The organism is Paenibacillus sp. FSL H8-0261 (genome assembly GCF_045040645.1).
Taxonomy (GTDB): domain Bacteria; phylum Bacillota; class Bacilli; order Paenibacillales; family Paenibacillaceae; genus Paenibacillus_AQ.
On record NZ_CP150297.1, the window covers coordinates 6,419,206 to 6,437,151 of the forward strand.

At 41.8% G+C, this 17,946-nt stretch carries 8 protein-coding genes; all 8 read right to left on the reverse strand.

The features are described 5' to 3' along the window. Positions 1-16: 16 nt before the first annotated feature. The 8 genes from MHI27_RS28690 to MHI27_RS28725 all read right to left on the reverse strand — a co-directional run bounded on the left by MHI27_RS28690 (position 17) and on the right by MHI27_RS28725 (position 17,797). On the reverse strand, positions 17-2,749 hold the full coding sequence (locus MHI27_RS28690; protein ID WP_405175180.1) for a stalk domain-containing protein: 2,733 nt from the start codon (positions 2,747-2,749) through the stop codon (positions 17-19). A gap of 228 nt (positions 2,750-2,977) precedes the next feature. Next, the gene (locus MHI27_RS28695; RefSeq protein WP_405175181.1) at positions 2,978-7,018 is read right to left on the reverse strand and encodes an Ig-like domain-containing protein; all 4,041 of its coding nucleotides are present in this window, start codon (positions 7,016-7,018) and stop codon (positions 2,978-2,980) included. A 200-nt stretch (positions 7,019-7,218) separates the two neighbouring features. Further along, complete coding sequence (metK, locus tag MHI27_RS28700; protein ID WP_042192431.1) at positions 7,219-8,421, reverse strand: methionine adenosyltransferase; 1,203 nt, start codon at positions 8,419-8,421, stop codon at positions 7,219-7,221. Between the two features lie 344 nt (positions 8,422-8,765). Beyond that, positions 8,766-9,032, reverse strand: a complete 267-nt coding sequence (locus MHI27_RS28705) for an alpha/beta-type small acid-soluble spore protein (protein ID WP_076285662.1) — start codon at positions 9,030-9,032, stop codon at positions 8,766-8,768. 153 nt (positions 9,033-9,185) lie between these two features. Further along, positions 9,186-9,722 carry a hypothetical protein gene (locus MHI27_RS28710; RefSeq protein WP_234530610.1) on the reverse strand — a complete coding sequence of 179 codons (537 nt, stop codon included), beginning with the start codon at positions 9,720-9,722 and terminating at the stop codon, positions 9,186-9,188. Between the two features lie 86 nt (positions 9,723-9,808). Further along, the gene (locus MHI27_RS28715) at positions 9,809-12,592 is read right to left on the reverse strand and encodes a hypothetical protein (protein WP_405175182.1); all 2,784 of its coding nucleotides are present in this window, start codon (positions 12,590-12,592) and stop codon (positions 9,809-9,811) included. A gap of 750 nt (positions 12,593-13,342) precedes the next feature. Next, the gene (locus tag MHI27_RS28720) at positions 13,343-13,684 is read right to left on the reverse strand and encodes a hypothetical protein (RefSeq protein ID WP_042131350.1); all 342 of its coding nucleotides are present in this window, start codon (positions 13,682-13,684) and stop codon (positions 13,343-13,345) included. A 156-nt stretch (positions 13,685-13,840) separates the two neighbouring features. After that, positions 13,841-17,797 carry an S-layer homology domain-containing protein gene (locus MHI27_RS28725; protein WP_405175183.1) on the reverse strand — a complete coding sequence of 1,319 codons (3,957 nt, stop codon included), beginning with the start codon at positions 17,795-17,797 and terminating at the stop codon, positions 13,841-13,843. Positions 17,798-17,946: the final 149 nt, after the last annotated feature.

Consider the following 17,946-nt stretch of genomic DNA (forward strand, 5'->3'; position numbering starts at 1 on the left):
CCTTTATATTAACATATCACGATTCGATAGTTACGGTCTTCGTTTTCTGTTCCCATTTTACAGTTAATCCTAGCTGTTCAGAAACTAGTCTTAACGGTACTAAAGTCCTACCTTGTAAAATGATTGGTGCTACTTCAGCACTTTGACGTTTGCCGTTCAGCAGATATTCTTTTTTATTTACGGTAAGATCCAGTGCCTTGGCTCCGCGTAATACCATGATCTTCTTATTCACCTGATCCCAAGTAGCGCTGCCTCCGAAAGCATCAAGAACATACCGAATTGGCACATAAGTACTACCGTCTTTTACAATTGGAGCTACATCAATAGCTTTCTTTGTTCCGTTTACGGTCATTGCTTTTGAACCAATGCTCATGGAAGCCGTACCTTTCGGTAAGCCTGCATCACTAGAAAGCGATGGCATTGTAAACTTGATATTATCAACGGCAACTGTACCCGTCTTCGCCCGTTCATCTTGGCCTTCCTCTACGTTGACAACATAGAGTCTCTTCAGCGTTGCTGGGAATTTAATGCCTGAGCCTGACAAGTCAATGTTAATGTTCTTCCAACCATTCCAATCGATGATCTTCGCAAGATCCACATAAGCTGTAGCTCCACTGTTGTCTACAAATTCAGCACGCAGCCAATTCAAGCTCATATCGCCCATCACATCAACCGACATCGAAGTTGCAAGCGCTGGAACTGTTTTGCCGCTTGTACCATTAAGCTGAGCATAAGCATACATTTTGCCGCTGCCAGCCGTCATATCATAACTGAGTGACAGCACCTTGGAGCCTACTCTTTCAGCCGTTCCATCCACTATTGTTGCAGTACCCTGTACCGCTGGAACATTGGTAGTAAAGTCGATTGGATAGCTTACCTTCTCGAAATCTTCCCATGTTGTAGCTGCTGCTGTTGATAATACAACCACTGCACTAAATCCATCATAACGGGCAATAGCATAACCTGTAGTAACCCCTGTATCAACGGCGTTTACAGTAAGCTTGCCATCTTTCACGGCTCCCTTAAAGCCTACAAACTCCCACTTCAGTGCTGAATCCGGAACATTGATAGTTGTTCCACTGTTCGTTGCCGCTGTAACAGGGACAGACACAGTAGTTCCGGCTGTCAGTGGCGCTGTAGCTGTACCTACACTCATACTGGATAGATCATTACCACCCAGAACTGTAACAGTTGTAGAGGCGCTTGCAGAACCGCTTTTAGCCGTTAAGGTAACGGTACCTGGCTTCACTGCCGTTACTTCACCTGCACTTACCGTTGCGCTTCCGCCGCTTGATACCCATGTAGGATTACCTGCTGCTACATCAATAGGGTTGTAGTAAGTGTCATAACCCTTTAAAGAATATGTTGCCTTTTGTCCAACCAGCAGTGCGGAACTTCCGCTAATTTTGATTCCTTTGACTTCACCTTGCGGTGCGTTAGTGTAGACACCAAGCCCGTTAACGATACTGCGTTGCTCTGTGCCATACTCTGTATTAAAAGTGAGTGTAGTAGAGGTTTCACCGAGGGGCCGGTCTACCATCGTTGTAGAGCCACCTCCATCGAGATTAAGACCTTTCCAGACTCCAATATTGGTCATGAATGATTGCAATTCGGTTAGAGACATCCCTGAACTATTGCCATTTTTCTCAGTAGCTATGATATATACATAACGTCCGTCTTGAGAATATCCTAAAGCCGTGCGTGCACGATAGCCTCCAATGCTGCTAGTAGAACGAGAGAACGTTGCTGCTTTTCCGTTATTTACTAGAATCGTATGTCCGCCAATCATTGTTTGTAGACTCGCAGGATCTAGCGATTGCTGTGTAGTCTTAGATTTCAGGGAATACACACTTGTTACAGGTTGTCCTACCGTCAAATGGGCAGTAACATATCGTGCGGCTAAGCCATGTGCCCGCAAAATATAAGCTCCCTTTGGAACCGCCATAGGGAGTGCAGCATTTTCTGAGATTTGAGTAACTACACCATTCTCAACAAGTACCTCTGTTGGAGTGGTAGAGCTATTTTTAGGGCGGTCGAGTGCAGTCCATACATCTGTGTAGATATACATAGCATTAGCATGACTATAAGTCGAGCTTCCGCCTTCAGGGCTATAAGCACCTTTATTGATACCGGAGATCTCAAACTGTGCGCCATCTGGCGCGGTTACCATCCCCTCGAAGCTGTACTCGTCAATAATAGGTTTGCGATCTTTTGTCACTGCAAAGGCATACATTCCATCCAATTGTGAAGGGGTAGACACCAGTACTCCACCTGATACTTGTCCACCGATCGGAGCACCCTCTCCACCTGTATTAAAATAATCGCCATTTACTGCGGCCACGGCTCCAGTTTCCTTCGCCATCCCGCCAGTACTTTGCCGCGTAGTCAGGTTTCCACCTTTACCAGTCATTACATCTAAAGAAACATATGGATTGTTAAGATCTACACGAATGACATCCGCAAGCCCAGAAGCACTCGCCCCAGAACGTGTAGTAGTATATTTATATTTCATCATAATGGCGCCCGAAGTAATCACTTCTTCTCCCAGCTTACTTACTTTAAAAGGAGCTGTGGCTGCAGCTGCGATTGGTACAGACCCCTGACCAAATAGCATCATACCTTCACTGCCGATTACCGGCATAATCCATAACACACCAGCCAATGAAGCAGCAATCCACTTTTTAGTGGAAGATAATCTTATTCCCCGTACAATCTCGCTACTCTTCTTCTCCATGAAAACTTCATTCATTTCAACGTAACTCTCCCATCTCTTTTGTACTCTATCAGTCCATATCAATGTCTGGAAACTGGTTCCTATTTTTCTAGTACTCTTTTAATAGACTGAAAATAAGCCAAAAAGTTGCGAAATTGAGAGATTTCAAGCTTTATAGAGTCAAAACTGTCATAATTAGACGACAAAAAAAGCCCGGCATAATTGCCGGGCTTTACCAATTGTTTGGTTATCTATAAGAGTTGTTTACAAGTAATCAGCCTGTTTCAGCATCCGTTGTAACATCACGGCAGCTTGAGCACGGGTGGCATTGCCTTGGGGCCCAAATTCACTTACTGTCATGCCCAAAATAATCCCTGACTGCACTGCCTTTGCGACGAACTCCGCACTTTGATTCTGAATCTTTGCCTTATCCTTGAATCTTGCAAGTGTTGAGGCAGAAGTACCGCTTAGTGTAATAGGATGATTGGTATATTCCATCGCACGGATCATCATGATCGCCATCTGCTCGCGTGTTATATTATCATTCGGACGGAAAGTACCATCCGTGTTCCCTGTAATAATTCCAGCTTTAGCCGCTGCGCCAATGTAGTCTCCAGTTTGTGTAGAAGGCTGCACATCCCGGAAACGTTGTGCGGTCTCACGATCTCCTAGCAAGCCTAGACCTCGACTGAGCATTATAGCAAACTCAGCACGGGTAATTTTTTTCTCCGGATTAAACGCACTACCGTAGCTGCTATCAATAATATTCTTTGCGTTAAGCTCAGCTACGATTGCATTACTCCAATGCTTACCCATATCCGTGAAGGCTCTGGTGGACAAGAAAGTCCCTAAAATCTGATTACCAGCGGTACGAGCACGGATAACCGTATAGTTACCGACCGTACTGACCTTTGTAGGTAGATAAGCCGCATCGTAGTAGGAAAGGTCCAATCTGGCCGCAGATGTCTGCGCACTATTTAATGAAGAAGTAGTACGTACGGTATATTCTCCTGGTACAGTCAGTGCCTTGGCATTCGAATAATTACCGCTAACGATCGCCGTCACCCGGACATCCATAAGACTAGTAATAGTTCGCATACCCATCGTCTGTAGCTTTTGCTCAAAAGGTGTAAATGTACCTGCTGGAACTTTATCCAAGCGGAACACGAGTGAGATATTTTTACTGTCCGAGATTAGGCTGCTCGCCAGCCCATTCATATCAATATCATCGAGCCCTACGCTAAATAGGTTGTCTCCATGACGAATCATGAACTTAGTATTTTTATTACGATTCACCGCGTCTAGTAATGGTTTTAGCGGAGCAGTTACAAAAGCTGCTTGCTCCGTGGAAGGAACCTCAAAAGCCAATACATCATTATTCATCTTATACAGATATTCATAACTGGCAGCTATTCGATCTGCGTTTAAAGTATATCTTTTTACAGATTGATTATATACAGAACGGTCATCCACAATTTGCGAGGAATCGCTCTTTAATAGTGCATACTCTTTTCCAAACTCACTCGTTGCAAGTGTTCCTAGGTAGGATGGACGATTTCCAGATCCAGTGGTCACGCCAGTTAGATTCTGAACTGATAAAGCTGAGAATGAGGATAGTGTATTCCCACTCAAATCCTTAATCGTTCCGGTACCAGACATATAGGACAGGTCCACTGTTTGACCGGTCTTCACAACCGAGGATAACGTTATTTTCAGAATATTGCCTGAGATATAGTAGGATTGCACTCCCAAACTGCTGCCATCTGCTCGAACTCCAAACTGATTCGCGTAGAGGGAACCGGATGCCTGCATATTCTTTGCAAAAGTAACTGTTAACTCGTCACCTGAAACGGTCGCTGAATTAATCTCAGGTATAGTAGTGCCGCTGTTTTCTGAGATGGATACAGGCTGCAGGTTAATATACGCCGCTCGGTTTCCATTCAAATCGCTCACCCCGGCAGAACCCGGCACATAAGATATAGTCACATTCTGATTCACCGTCAGCGCTGTCTGAAGCGTCAAAGTGACCTGAGTGCCGCTGACCGATACATTAGTTACATAATTAGGCGTGCTGCCCACTAACACAGAGAATTGGCTATTCAGTGGGAGATTGGTTGTAGACAAGCCTTCATTATAATTCAAAATGATTTTAGTGCCGCCTCCGGTTGCACTTTGAAACACTGGCGCAATAGTGTCGTTACTGTTACGGATATTGAAATCAGTAAAGTCTGCAATATTTTGTCCATAAGAATTCAGCAAAGGATACGAACCTGCATAGTAGGACACCCGAACGTTCTGTCCATTTGATGCTTCACTGCCCAATGTTAAATATACTGTATTGCCACTGGAACTGATCGAGTTGACCCCAAGTGAGCTTCCATCTGCAGTCACTGAGAACTGGTTATGAGCGTAATAGGAAACCGATTTAAGTGTGTCGTTAAAATTTAATACTACAGATCTCCCCGTGATTCGCCCGTCTTTAGGTGTCGGCATGGAGGACTCAATGGAGTTCGTGATCTGTTTAGAGCTAAAAGTGCTCGCTGCATTTCCGCTTGGATCCTGAATCGTCCGCAGTCCGCCATTATAGCTGACCTTTACAATCTGCCCAACTGCTACTCCTGTACTCAGCACCAAGTAGGCACTGCCTCCCTGAATATAAACACTTTCAATCGCTCGATTCTCGTCGTTCACCGTAACTCCAAAGCTTGAGGTTAACAGCGCTATGGATGAATTGAGAGACTCATTATATTTCAGACGAATGGTTCGGTTGTTCTCAAGCTGTGCAGATGTGAGCTGTGGAGCAGTTTTGTCCAGAGACAAGGTCTTGAAGCTCCATGAATTTTTACCACTTAATCCTTCATATAGAACGTTGGCATCACTTGCGTCTACAAAAGCCCCTTTAGCGATATCAATGTAATAAGTTGAATCACTATCTAACGCTACAGAAGGTGTGATTATAAATTCTTTAGCTGTAGTGGTACTCCGAGTAACGTTAACCGGCACCTGAGATCCTCCGCTTTTATATAGAGCCACACCATTGGCCACTGCACTGTTGTAATTCACATCCCGATTAAAAGCGATCGAAAAGGATCTGTTGTTAGCAATAGATTCACTTCGATCAGATGGATTCAAAGCACTTACGCCAAGTCCAGTCAAAGATACCGTTGTGAAGGTCCAAGTGTACGGGCCCGAGGCAGGAAATACATTTCCATCTTGATCATAAAAAGCACCCTGGGGGATCGTAACTGTATATTGCGTACCATTTAGCAGAGGTGAGGCTGTGGATGCTGGATTCAATGTTATAGTTCTGCTACTTCCTCCAGTAACGGCTGGGGAGTTCACATTAAGCCATCTTGTTCTAGCATCGTTAGCTGCCCCTGGAGACACCGTAATTACACCTGATGCAGGCATCATAGGACGGTCAAAAGTGAGCTGTAACGCTCCTGTGGTAGATATACCGCCTGCACCGTTAGCCGGGGATGGAGTCATTGGAATTTCAGCTACACCTTTTGTAGAGAAACTCCATACATTGCCGCTAGAAATACCAGAGAACGTTCTATTATCAACATCCTTAAAAGCGTAGGAATCAATAAGAACATAGTAATTCCCTCCGGCCGCCAATGCTTTCTCCAACGTTAATTTAACTGTAGTAGAGTTAGCATCAGTCAGAACGTTAACTCTAGTGTCATCATCCTTTATTCTGAACTCTTGCACTGTTGTATTATCTGCTGAGGACAGGATTCGGATAGAGCCCCCACCTTTTAACAGCTGCTTACTTAGTGTCAGACTAAGTTCCTTTAAACTCCCGGCATCTACTCTTGCATTACTAGCCGGTGAAAAGTTGCCTGCCGTGATAGCCGTATTACTCTCAGGAGCGGTGGTAAATGCCCATGAAGTAAGTCCTGATTCATTACCCTCGTTATCTTTGAACAATCCTTTTGGAATTGTGACCGTGTATGCCTTATTCGGAGTGAATTGTTGGTTTGGCCCTAACTTAAGCTCGTAATCTTTTGAACTACCAATTAAACCATAACTACCAATAGGAATCGTCACAAAAGGTGTACTATCACCCTGACCAGTGATGGTAATTTCTCCAGCCTGTGGGTTTACTTGACGATCAAAGCTTAATTTAAGAGATGATCCGATATTTACATAGGTTGCTCCAGGTGCTGGCGACACACTAATGCCAAATTCCGCTGCAGCATGTACTGCCGATATTCCAATTCCGATAGAAGGATACCCTGCTCCAAGTACCAGTTCTCCCGCTAGAAAAATTGCCGTCCATATTGAAATTTTTCTTTTCATGCCGTGATAAACTCCTCTCAAACCATACTAACGTCTTTATGTATATTCTTATATTTCGGTTAAAGGGCTTACAAAGTTTAGTAGTCTACTTCTCTATGATTAGAATCAATAGTAATTCTATCCATTACAAAAAAAAGCCCGCAGAGCTGACACTAAGTGCCAACTTGCGGGCTTAACGTATTATAAGAACATATAATTAACTACAATCCTGCCTGACCTCTGAGTAATTCCGCTTTATCTACGCGTTCCCAAGGAAGATCAACATCAGTCCGTCCAAAATGGCCGTATGCTGCAGTCTGTCTATAGATTGGTTTACGCAAATCAAGCATGGAGATAATACCCGCAGGGCGAAGATCAAAGTTGTTGCTGATCAGTTGAACCATCTTTTCCTCACTGATTTTACCTGTTCCGTATGTATCCACATTAATCGAGACAGGAGTAGCTACACCAATGGCATAAGCAAGCTGGATCTCACATTTATCAGCTAGACCCGCAGCAACAAGATTCTTCGCCACATAACGAGCAGCATAAGCCGCAGAACGATCCACTTTAGTTGGATCCTTACCAGAGAATGCACCGCCGCCATGACGAGCATATCCGCCATACGTATCAACGATAATCTTCCGTCCAGTTAGACCGGCATCCCCTTGAGGACCACCAATCACAAATCGTCCTGTTGGGTTAATAAAATACTTAGTTTCAGCATCGAGCAGTTCCGCAGGAACAACCGGCATAATTACATGCTCTTTAATATCAGCCTGAATTTGTTCAAGAGAGATTTCCTCCGCATGTTGTGTGGATACTACGATAGCGTCCACGCGTACAGGCTTCTCATCTTGATATTCAATCGTAACTTGTGTCTTTCCGTCAGGACGCAGATATTCCAAAGTTCCGTTCTTACGAACTTCAGATAAGCGACGAGCAATACGGTGAGACAAAGCGATCGGTAGCGGCATCAGTTCAGGTGTCTCATTCGTAGCAAAACCGAACATTAAGCCTTGATCACCCGCACCAATATTTGCTGTTTCTTCAGCCAATTGTGCTGGATCACGGTGCTCGAGAGCAGAGTTTACACCTTGAGCAATATCAGCTGACTGTTCATTAAGTGAGCTCAAAACTGCACAGGTATTATAATCAAAACCATATTTTGCACGTGTGTAGCCAATTTCTTTAATGGTATTGCGTACGATGGCAGGAATATCTACATACTCAGATTTGGTACTGATTTCCCCGATCACCAAAACAAGACCAGTTGCTACTGCTACTTCGCAGGCTACACGTGCATTTGGATCATTAGCTAAAAACGCATCCAATACCGCATCGGAAATCTGGTCACAGATTTTATCCGGATGCCCTTCTGTCACGGACTCAGAAGTAAACAAATGACGCCCTTTAATAGACAAGTATAACAACCTCCCTTATGGTTAGTCTGACACTGTATAAGGAGTTCCTTAATAATCACAGGCCAAATTAATAAAAAAAATATAAAACAAAGAAACTCAGGGGCCTGTTCTTTTTATGAAGGATGATTGCAGTATTTCATGTTTATATTCACTAAACTCTTCAAAAAAATGAACCTTTCCCATATGGAAAAGGTCTAAGGCTTTCCTCAAAAGTCATATTATCTTATTTGGGAGGTGGTGTCAATTACTCCGAAGCCCCTCCATCACTGTATAAATATTGATTCCACAGTATTAAAAAGAAATATCAGATAGGATTAATAAGAATTCTTTCACCCCTGATATTATTAAAGAAGAGACTGTTCGGCTTGCTTAATGAGTCTCTTCGTGATTTCTCCACCAACAGAGCCATTATCTCTTGAACTAAGATGTCCAAGATACTGGCTACGGCCAGAACCACTACCTCCGATTGCTCCTAATTCAGAAGCAAACTCTGTGTCTGCTCCGCCTCCATAATGCGCTCCATATAAACCAAATTCAGCTGCAATCTCATATTGCATTTGCTTCAGCATTGCCCGACTTTCCGGTACCACTGTACGATTGTTACGTGCCATGTTACAGCACCTCCTGTGAATTTGTAAGATTACAGGAATATTGTGCGTCCAACAGCTACTCTTCAATCGCGCCAATGATTTGTAACTTTGGAAATCAGTTTGAAGGTATGATTAAGTACTTTTACGGGCATTATGAATATATATTATTACAAATTATTTTAGTGTATATCCACCACGAACCATGACAACAAGGCCAAGAGTTTGTCCTGATTGCACAGTAATACCACGACCATCACGAGGGAAAGATAATAAATGGTTAGTCGGTGCAGCTACTCCATTGGCAAGATCTTTACCATCCGTTAAATCAGCAACACCATTTGCATCCTGAGAGTAGATAACCGCTTTACCCGCACGAACGATAAATTCAGCGCCTGCGGAAGCAATTAAGGTTTGTCCTGGTTTCACATCGACAATTACGGATTCATTACTGCTAGTAGTCGGGTTTGTTGTAGCTGTTGGAGCTGAGCTTGGACTCGGAGTAGCTGTAGCTACTGGAGCTGTACCTGTACCACCTGTAAGTGCTTTCTGAATTTGCTGATCAACATAGCTTTTGGTAACCACTGGATCATCTGCTGTGCCAGGCTGTGAACCAACACCTGCACCTTCAGCAGTAACATTCAACAGTGATCCAGCCCATACACCACCAGCCAGCAATACAGCTGCTGTTGATACTTTCCATACCGATTTCAATGAAGTTCCTCCTCTTATGGGGGTAAATGCCTATAAAAAAAGAATAGCCTCCGAAGAGGCTATTCTTGCTTCGTAAAGGAAGCTAATTATCTTACAGTGATTGAAGTTTCACCAGTAACAACGTTGCCATTACCATCTGTGAAGGTAGCATCTTTAGCTACTTTTACAATGAGAGAATCAGCAGTGCTCAAGTCGATTGACTTAGCTTTAGTTGCATCAGTGTAGAATGCCAAGTGAACTTTACCATTGTCACTACCTGTACCAGGTTCAACAGAAACGAATGGTGTAACACCTTTGCCATCAACAACCAAGGTAACTACAAAGTCTTTAGCTTCAGGTTTAACGTTAGTACCAGAAGTTGCAATTGCAATACCATTGGAGAAGGTCAATGTCAAGTAGTTGTTTTGAACACTGTTAATAATAGCTTCAGTCAATTTCGGAGCAGTTTTATTAACAAGAGTGTCCGTTGTAGAAGTTTTTCCAGGAACGCTTTCGATTCCATTTCCTGCAACGTCTGTAATACCCACAACTTCGAACTTATAAGCTTTAGTTTCTGTGATTCCACTTACTGGAACAAACACGCGAACTGTAGCTGCTGTTGGTTTAGTAACATCTCCAACTGAATGTGACACGATTGCATAAGATCCAGAAGGTAGAGCATTACCATTCAGAACATAACTATTTGGATCGCGAAGCGATGCTACATTCAATCCAGAATCACCAGTAGCATTGTCAGTAGCTTCTACAGTGTACAGATGATATCCCGGTTGAGTGATATCAGCAATTGATGCTGTTGCATATGTTACGGATGTAACAACTGGTCTCTTAGAATCATTAGTAGTAACTTTTTCAGCAGTCAAACCAATTGTAGTTGCTGCAGACTTGTTAGGGTCTTTAGCCAAGTCGGATACCAAATTCGCTGCAATGCGAAGTGTATAGTCACCAGTTAAACCAACAACTTTAGGGAAGGTAACTTTTGCACCTTTTTTAACAGCGCCAGTAGTATCAATTGTAACTAGTTTACCAGTGGAATTCTCAATTGCACTGACAGATGCTCCCAGATAGTTAATATCTTCGTTGAAAGTAACTACAAGACCCTTAGATCCATAAGTAGCACTTACTACAGTTGGAGCAGAAGTATCTTTAGTCAATGTGATAGCTTGGGATAGGCTTGAGCCAAGTGTGTTACCCAAAGTATCTTTCACAGCGGATCCAAATACCAGTGTACCAGTGAAAGTGTTGGAGCTTGGGAATGCAAAATTGCTAGGTACTTGCAATTTAATTGTGTCTCCGTTGGAGTCAGAATTAACATACATGTTACCAACTTTATCTCCATCAGCTTTCAACAAGGAAACATTACCTTTCAAAGAAGCGAAGTTCACTTTTTTGTTAAATTTAACATTTACATATTGATCACTAACTGGAGTAATACTAACGATTTGTGGAGCAGCTGTATCAGCAGTCACAGTAACACTTGTTTTGATTGTGCTTGCTACGTTACCAGCAAAATCAGTTACGCTAGTCAAGGAAACGTCATATGCTGTACCTGATTTCAGATCAGCATTTGTAGTGATTTTAAATGTGTCAGCGGAGTCTCTTACGATCGAAGATAGTGCGCCATTGACAGTTGCAGTGATACCGTATTGTTTAACAGGTTCGCTGAATTGAACATAAATTTCTTTAGTAGTGTCTTTAGCTACAGAGTTGATAGCTTTTACTGTTGCAGCAGTTGTATCAGCAACATTCAACAGAGTAGTGTAAGTAGCAACTTTTGTTCCAGCGGTTGTCAGAACATCATCACTTACTACTACAGTATATTGACCTTTCAAGTAATCAAGTTCTTTAGCATTCAAGGTAACTGTCAGTTCAGTGCCAGCTTGGTTCAGGCTCGCATCAGATCCTGCAACTGTTACAGCTTGACCGCTAACCGGTACTACCTTAACAGTGTCAGCAAGCAGTTTGCCATCTTCAATTACAGATTCAGCATTAATTACGCGGTTGAATTTAACAACCACTTGTTTAGCATTTGGAGCTTCTACGGACAGAACCTTAGGAGCTGCCAAAGTTACTTTAGTAGTGTAGTCATGATTATTGTTTTTGAAGGAAATTGAAGTTTCAACGCCTTCTACAAGTGCAGTAGTCAAAGTTACAGTAGTAGTAGTTTTGTCAGAGAAAGTTACAACTACGCTAGTTGGGCTTACTGCTTCAGCAGAAGCTACAGTAGGAGCTGCTTTCAATTGATCAACTGCATAAGCAGTTTCAACTACCAAAGAACGGCTAGCGTTAGCTTTGAAGTTAGTGTCTTTAGCGATCAGGCCAGCATTGATTACTGCTTGAGCATAACCTTTAGCCCATGCAGATGCACTGTTGTCGCTTGTTGCTGGTGTTTCAAGTTTCAAAGCGCGGAACAATACAGCCGCTACTTCTTCAACTGTTACTTTACCGTTGTAGTCGAAGATACCTTTAACAGTATCTTTACCTTGCATCAAGTTAGCTGCAGTAACAGCTTCGATGTAAGGAACTGCCCAGTTCTTAGTGTTGTAACCTTTGTCTTTGTAAGACAATTTGTTAGTTACTTCAGTAAGATCGAACAATTTAGTAACGATCTTCGCGAATTCAGCGCGAGTAAGATCTTTTTCAAGGTGAGCTTGACCATCTGGGTACCCATTGAGAATACCTTTTGCTGCCAAAGCGTCAAATTTTTGTTGCGGAGTTGCTGCTGCGTCACCAAACGCTACAGAGGCAAACATCGAGAATGCCATTGCTGTAGATAATGCTACGGATAAAATTTTCTTCATAACCTTTTTTTCTCCTCCTTGGACGTTCATAAACTGAGATTTTTCTTTAGTTGAGTAGCTCGTGTCACTCATTAGCCGATGCACCCCCTTTCCAGAGTTGAGCAAATTAAGTATAAATAATGTCTGTGACGGGTATCACAGAAACTGGTAAACAATGATCAGGACATGACAATACTAGATTCCTAATTATACCTAAGTATTATACAATGTGCCTCAAGTCACGTAAAGCTAATTTTTCCATTTTGTTAAATTCGCTTTACCACCGGTTAATTTCAACTGCCTGTGTAAATGACTCTACACCTTAAACGCAGAAGATTTGGAAAAGTTGCGGTTTCTCAAAAAAATTCTTTTCTTTTTTTGTTTCCCGGTACAATCCCAATAGAAGATACATATGTATGTTCTACTAACTATTGTTAATCTTGGGTTGCCACGGAAAATAGTATACCATAGTCGTTTTCTAAACGTCATTATGCAATATTTACTAAGTATCATTAACACTAGTGCTATTTATTTAAACATTCCTACAAAATTTGAGTATAACGGGGCGGAAAGACCTGATTTCTCACATTCACCGTAGGCTGTTTATATGGCGGCTCCCCTTCTGAGCTTTAGCTCTTAAAGCTATAACCTAAAAACCTTCGCTTATAGGTTCAATCAAATATGTTCTTTCTTGGTTAGCCTCCTGATTCATTACTTTGATGATTCGTAAGCTAATGGCTACTACTTACCGTCACCATTCGGTGATCCGCCCAATAGATAGCATCCATGTTGAACGCAACAAAAAAGCGCCGTTGCCGGCGCTTGCGTCTATTACAGTAGGGTCTAACGAATCTTCATAGATAACTGGATCAATTCCTGACGCTTTTCAGGACTTGAGTTTACATTGTCGTACATTGCATCAATAGCTGCGCGATTCTCGCGATAGCTCTTTTCATGCTTAATTGTAGTATGAGACCATTCGATCAGAGCGTTCTCAGCAACGACAAGCTCATTGTAAGAATCATGGAATCCTGTAGCCTGCACAAGCTCCTCCATAACCTCCTGTGTAATCTCCTGTAGTGCCCGCTTAGCCGCAATTTCCTTTTCTAACACTTTTGCTCTATTCTCAAACATATTCTTGGCTTTCATGTAATCCAACTGTGCTTTTGCTAAAATCGGTTTCATGGTTGGCTTTCACCTTTCAGAAAATAATATTTTCTACGTTATTGTATCGTAAATCTAAGAAGAATACAAAATATATGTCTTTGGTAATTGCTCTCATTACATTAAAACACCGGTCTGCGAATATTTTTTCGCAGGCCGGTGAACATTTTTTTTGCTTTAGTTAAAGTTCTTCGGGAAGATGCTTGTACTCTTTTGCAAGAGTGCAACTGTAATCTTTCCAGCCTCCGCTCTAGTCAATTTACCCTTTGGATTAAAGTTATATACGGGTTTCTTCTGTCCTGTAACCGTCACGGCGCTTCCTTCCATAATCTTAGCTTTGGACACAGCCTCAATGGCAGGACGTGAATAGAAATCCATATTACTCGTATCAACAAACGATTTACTTAAGGTTGCCAAGAGTTTATTGTCATTCAAAGACATCTTCAGCTTCAGCGCTCTAGCGATCATTACTGCCGCTTGTTCACGTGTTAAAGCTTGGTCAGGTCCAAAGAAGCCATCACTTAGTCCTGTAACAATCCCCGCCCTAGCAGCAGTCTCAATATGTTTGAAATCCCATGTGGCCGAAACCGCTTGTGGCACAATATCGAAGAATGTCTGTTTACTGGTATCATAGTTCAAAGGAATACTCAATGATTTTACGAGCAATGTAGCAAACTCGCCACGAGTCGTTAAATCATCTGCCCCGAATGCATCTGCACGAAGATTAGTCATGAAACCCTTAGAGTACAATCCATTCATAATATTTCTGCCCCATGGATGATTCGTAATATCAACAAAACCACGACGTAGCTTCATAACAGTATAATAACCAAACTCATCAAATGGAACTGTAATGGTATGTTTCTTCGTATCTACTACACCACCTACGTTTTCCCATTTTCCTGAATCGGTATACCGGAATACTGTAATTGTCGAACCCACTTCATCTACGATGCTAGAATTAAACGTAAGCGTCAATTCACCGCGTTGAGAAGGTACAATTTTACGAGTTTGACTGTACTGCGTAAAATACCCCGTCTTCCCGCTAGCGTCCACAAAATGCGGAGTAACGCCATTGGTTTCAATGTTAACACCGTCTTCTCCTAAGCCACCGCTGAGCCAGTAGATATCGGATACTCTTGAAAAGTTATTCGTGGAAACGGTTGATGTGAAACGCAATGCGAGATCCTGCGGGATCACAAGTTGACCTCCGCCGCCTTCAGTTCTGTCATCGCTACCAGTGACGTTAATAATATTTCCGTAATCATTCTTACGTTCAACGACTCCATCAGCGGGATCCGCAATACCAAACAATAATTTTGTATTAGGATAATATTTCGCAGCACCAGAGCTAGTAAATCCCTTCATAATTGTTCCTTTAGGGAAATTCAATTCTAGAGCTTTATTGAAAACACTATACTTCGTAGCTACCTTTTCAGCCATATACTGCGTGTCGATCTGTACTGCACTGGCATAATAGACATCTATAGTATCGCTAATTGTAGAGTTAGCACGAACAATTTGAATCTTAATTGGCGTGGATTTGTCTGCCTTCAAACCTACATAATCATAGGTAAAACGATCTTGATTCGGAAAATCTGTGCGTTTTTTGGCTTCATCTTTACCAATAATTACTTTAGTCGCACCTTCTGCTTCAATATCGAAACGAACAAAGTTCTTGTTAACAACGATTTGTTTACCCACAGTTGGTACAGGTGAGAGAAGACGATATGGAGCCACCTCTCGTACTACCTCGAGACGCTGTGTAGTTCTTGCCCCTGTCTTATTAATAAGCTCAAGTGTATAAACTTGACTTCCTGGGGCATCAAATTTAATGTCACGTAATCGCAAGATAAAGTTCTTAGCGCTTCCGATGTACTCATAGTACAGGCCATTTGCAGCCAACTCATCAGGATAACGTTTTGGACCAATAGGACCTTCAGGATTGTCTGTTAGGAGCTTATCTTGTCCTGTTGAAGTAAACACCAGAGTTGAACCCTGATATAGATTTAACGTCGAAGCTCCGCTTCCTTGTAGCACCAAGTCAAATTTATCTTTGCTTGTTGTATATTTTTCGTCCTTATAAATAATTTCAGATGGCAATGCAAGAATTGCATTACGCTCTACTTCATTAGTAAGAGTTGTTGACGTAAAAGGTAGACGATTATCTCCTACGGTTGGGTGGAACTGCTTCAACCCAGATATGTTGGTATCAATGATGTAGAGTTTCAGTTCTTTTTTAATAATCCGCTGATTTCCTGTACTATCTTTAGAGACCCCTGTAAACACGATTTTATTCTCACCGTACACCAAGGGACCCGACTGGCTAATCCCTAAGTTAAAATTGAAGGTCGTCTTGTCGCTAGTTGAACCATCCTTCACTACACCAAGTGCAAATTTGTTTACAATAACTGTACCCGCCGAATTCTTAGTATCTGGTAAATAGTTACTATCAATACCATTAATCTGTACTTGTGCACTCTCAATATTCTCAAATCCGATATATTCACCATTAACATTCAGAGTTCTATCGATACTTGAATCGAATTCGTAGGTTTGTCCGTCCTGCAGATTACTTACATAAATATAGTTTTTAGATACATATGAAATATCAGCATTATAATAAGACTCCGATCCTGTATATCGGAACTGTACTTTCTGCTGACCGTTAGAGAAACCCGTAATTTTATAAACGTATTCGTTTGTACCGGTAACCGCTTCAGGAACAGGAGATATACTTAACGGTTTATTACTCAAAGGTAAATAGTTAGCAGTTAAAACAGCTGAAGTTGCTTTATTTGTTTTTGCCAAAATATAAAAGGTATCACTCTCCAACTGTTGACCATTTAGAGGCAGTTTTGAGATATTTGTAAGAGCCCCTGAGCCTGTATATCCAGGAAGATAATACATTTCTGTTATGACAGTCTCATCTTTTAAAAATTTATAAGAATAGATATGAGAACTACTGTGGGTGCCATAATCAACGGAAAGTTTAAAGTCATTTACACCTGGGAGAATATCTAGATTTGTGTTAGTCGTAAATTTGACCAACTTGTACGTGGGAGTAACGCCATCAGGACCAGGAATAGTTAACTCCTCTTTCACCTCATTTATCGTAACAACTTTCTCACTACTAGTAGTACCTTTATTAAGCGTTAGTACAGCACTTGTTTTGAATGGAGCTACGTTGTAAGGCACCAATATTTGTCCTGTAAAACCTGCAACACTAGGATTAAGATCAGCAGTTAATGTAGGTACTTTATCATTTAGAATATTATAATCGACAGAATTATGATTGATGTTCAAAGAAGCAAACGGTTGATCCTTATCAAAGAAATATACCGATCTGTCTATGGTAATAGAATCCGAAGCATTCTGAATCACAATTTTAAGAGTACTTAAACCCGGATTCAAGTTCAAAGCAGGTGTAAAAAAAGTTCCATCTTCCAATAAAGAGGTCTGTAATGCAGTCCCGCCATTCACGGAGACACTTACTTTCGTTGCATTCGCTACTTTACCTTGAAGAGTAACTGTAGATACCGGCACAACAACCTGTGTTCCTTCGTTCAAATTAAGCGCAGCAGGTCCACCCAATACTTTTAATTCTGTTACGTAAGGCACTTGATCATATAGCACATAGAATGATTCTGAACGTTGAAGATTACCTTGCATACCGGAGAAAGTAATCTTATTAAACCCCGTATACAAAACAAGACCAGACGCCACAAAGCGATTGTCCGGACTATTGTTATCTGTTGTAACTGTTCCCGTAGTCAAGCGAGTCGAATCCGTTACCCATTTTTTAGTTGAGCTATCCTGAGTTAACTGCTCAACAGTAACCTTCATTGTAGATGAAGTTACCTGTGAGTAAGTCCCTGTAATCGAAAAGGTAGGATTACTTATTTTGTAGACACTAGAACGACTAATTAACCCCTCTGGGTTTTGATTATCTGTTGTTGGTACAACATCCTGCTTCAACAAAACGGTATTACGTAATGTGAGATCATCCGGACTGAAGAAAGTCGTAGAGCTCGTGGTAGCCGCTGCCGCTATCGGCGTGTATTTACCTGGGAACATAGAAACGATCAAAGCCGCCAGCATCAGCCAAACGAACGGTCTCTTAAAGCGTTGCATGTGTTATATCTCTCCTTTGAGTATAAGTTCTCGTAAACCTTCACTTTGTTCTTTATCGGTCATAAGTAGTGATATTTTTAGGGAAAATAACAAAAAACTCATCCGAAATCGGATGAGTTTTGTTATTTATAGAAAATTTTAGAATAATT

Bases quoted from the DNA above. Each gene is read 5' to 3' on its own strand.
- MHI27_RS28690 (WP_405175180.1), bottom strand. From the start codon at position 2,749: ATGAATGAAGTTTTCATGGAGAAGAAGAGTAGCGAGATTGTACGGGGA.
- MHI27_RS28695 (WP_405175181.1), bottom strand. From the start codon at position 7,018: ATGAAAAGAAAAATTTCAATATGGACGGCAATTTTTCTAGCGGGAGAA.
- MHI27_RS28705 (WP_076285662.1), bottom strand. From the start codon at position 9,032: ATGGCACGTAACAATCGTACAGTGGTACCGGAAAGTCGGGCAATGCTG.
- MHI27_RS28715 (WP_405175182.1), bottom strand. From the start codon at position 12,592: ATGAGTGACACGAGCTACTCAACTAAAGAAAAATCTCAGTTTATGAAC.
- MHI27_RS28720 (WP_042131350.1), bottom strand. From the start codon at position 13,684: ATGAAACCGATTTTAGCAAAAGCACAGTTGGATTACATGAAAGCCAAG.
- MHI27_RS28725 (WP_405175183.1), bottom strand. From the start codon at position 17,797: ATGCAACGCTTTAAGAGACCGTTCGTTTGGCTGATGCTGGCGGCTTTG.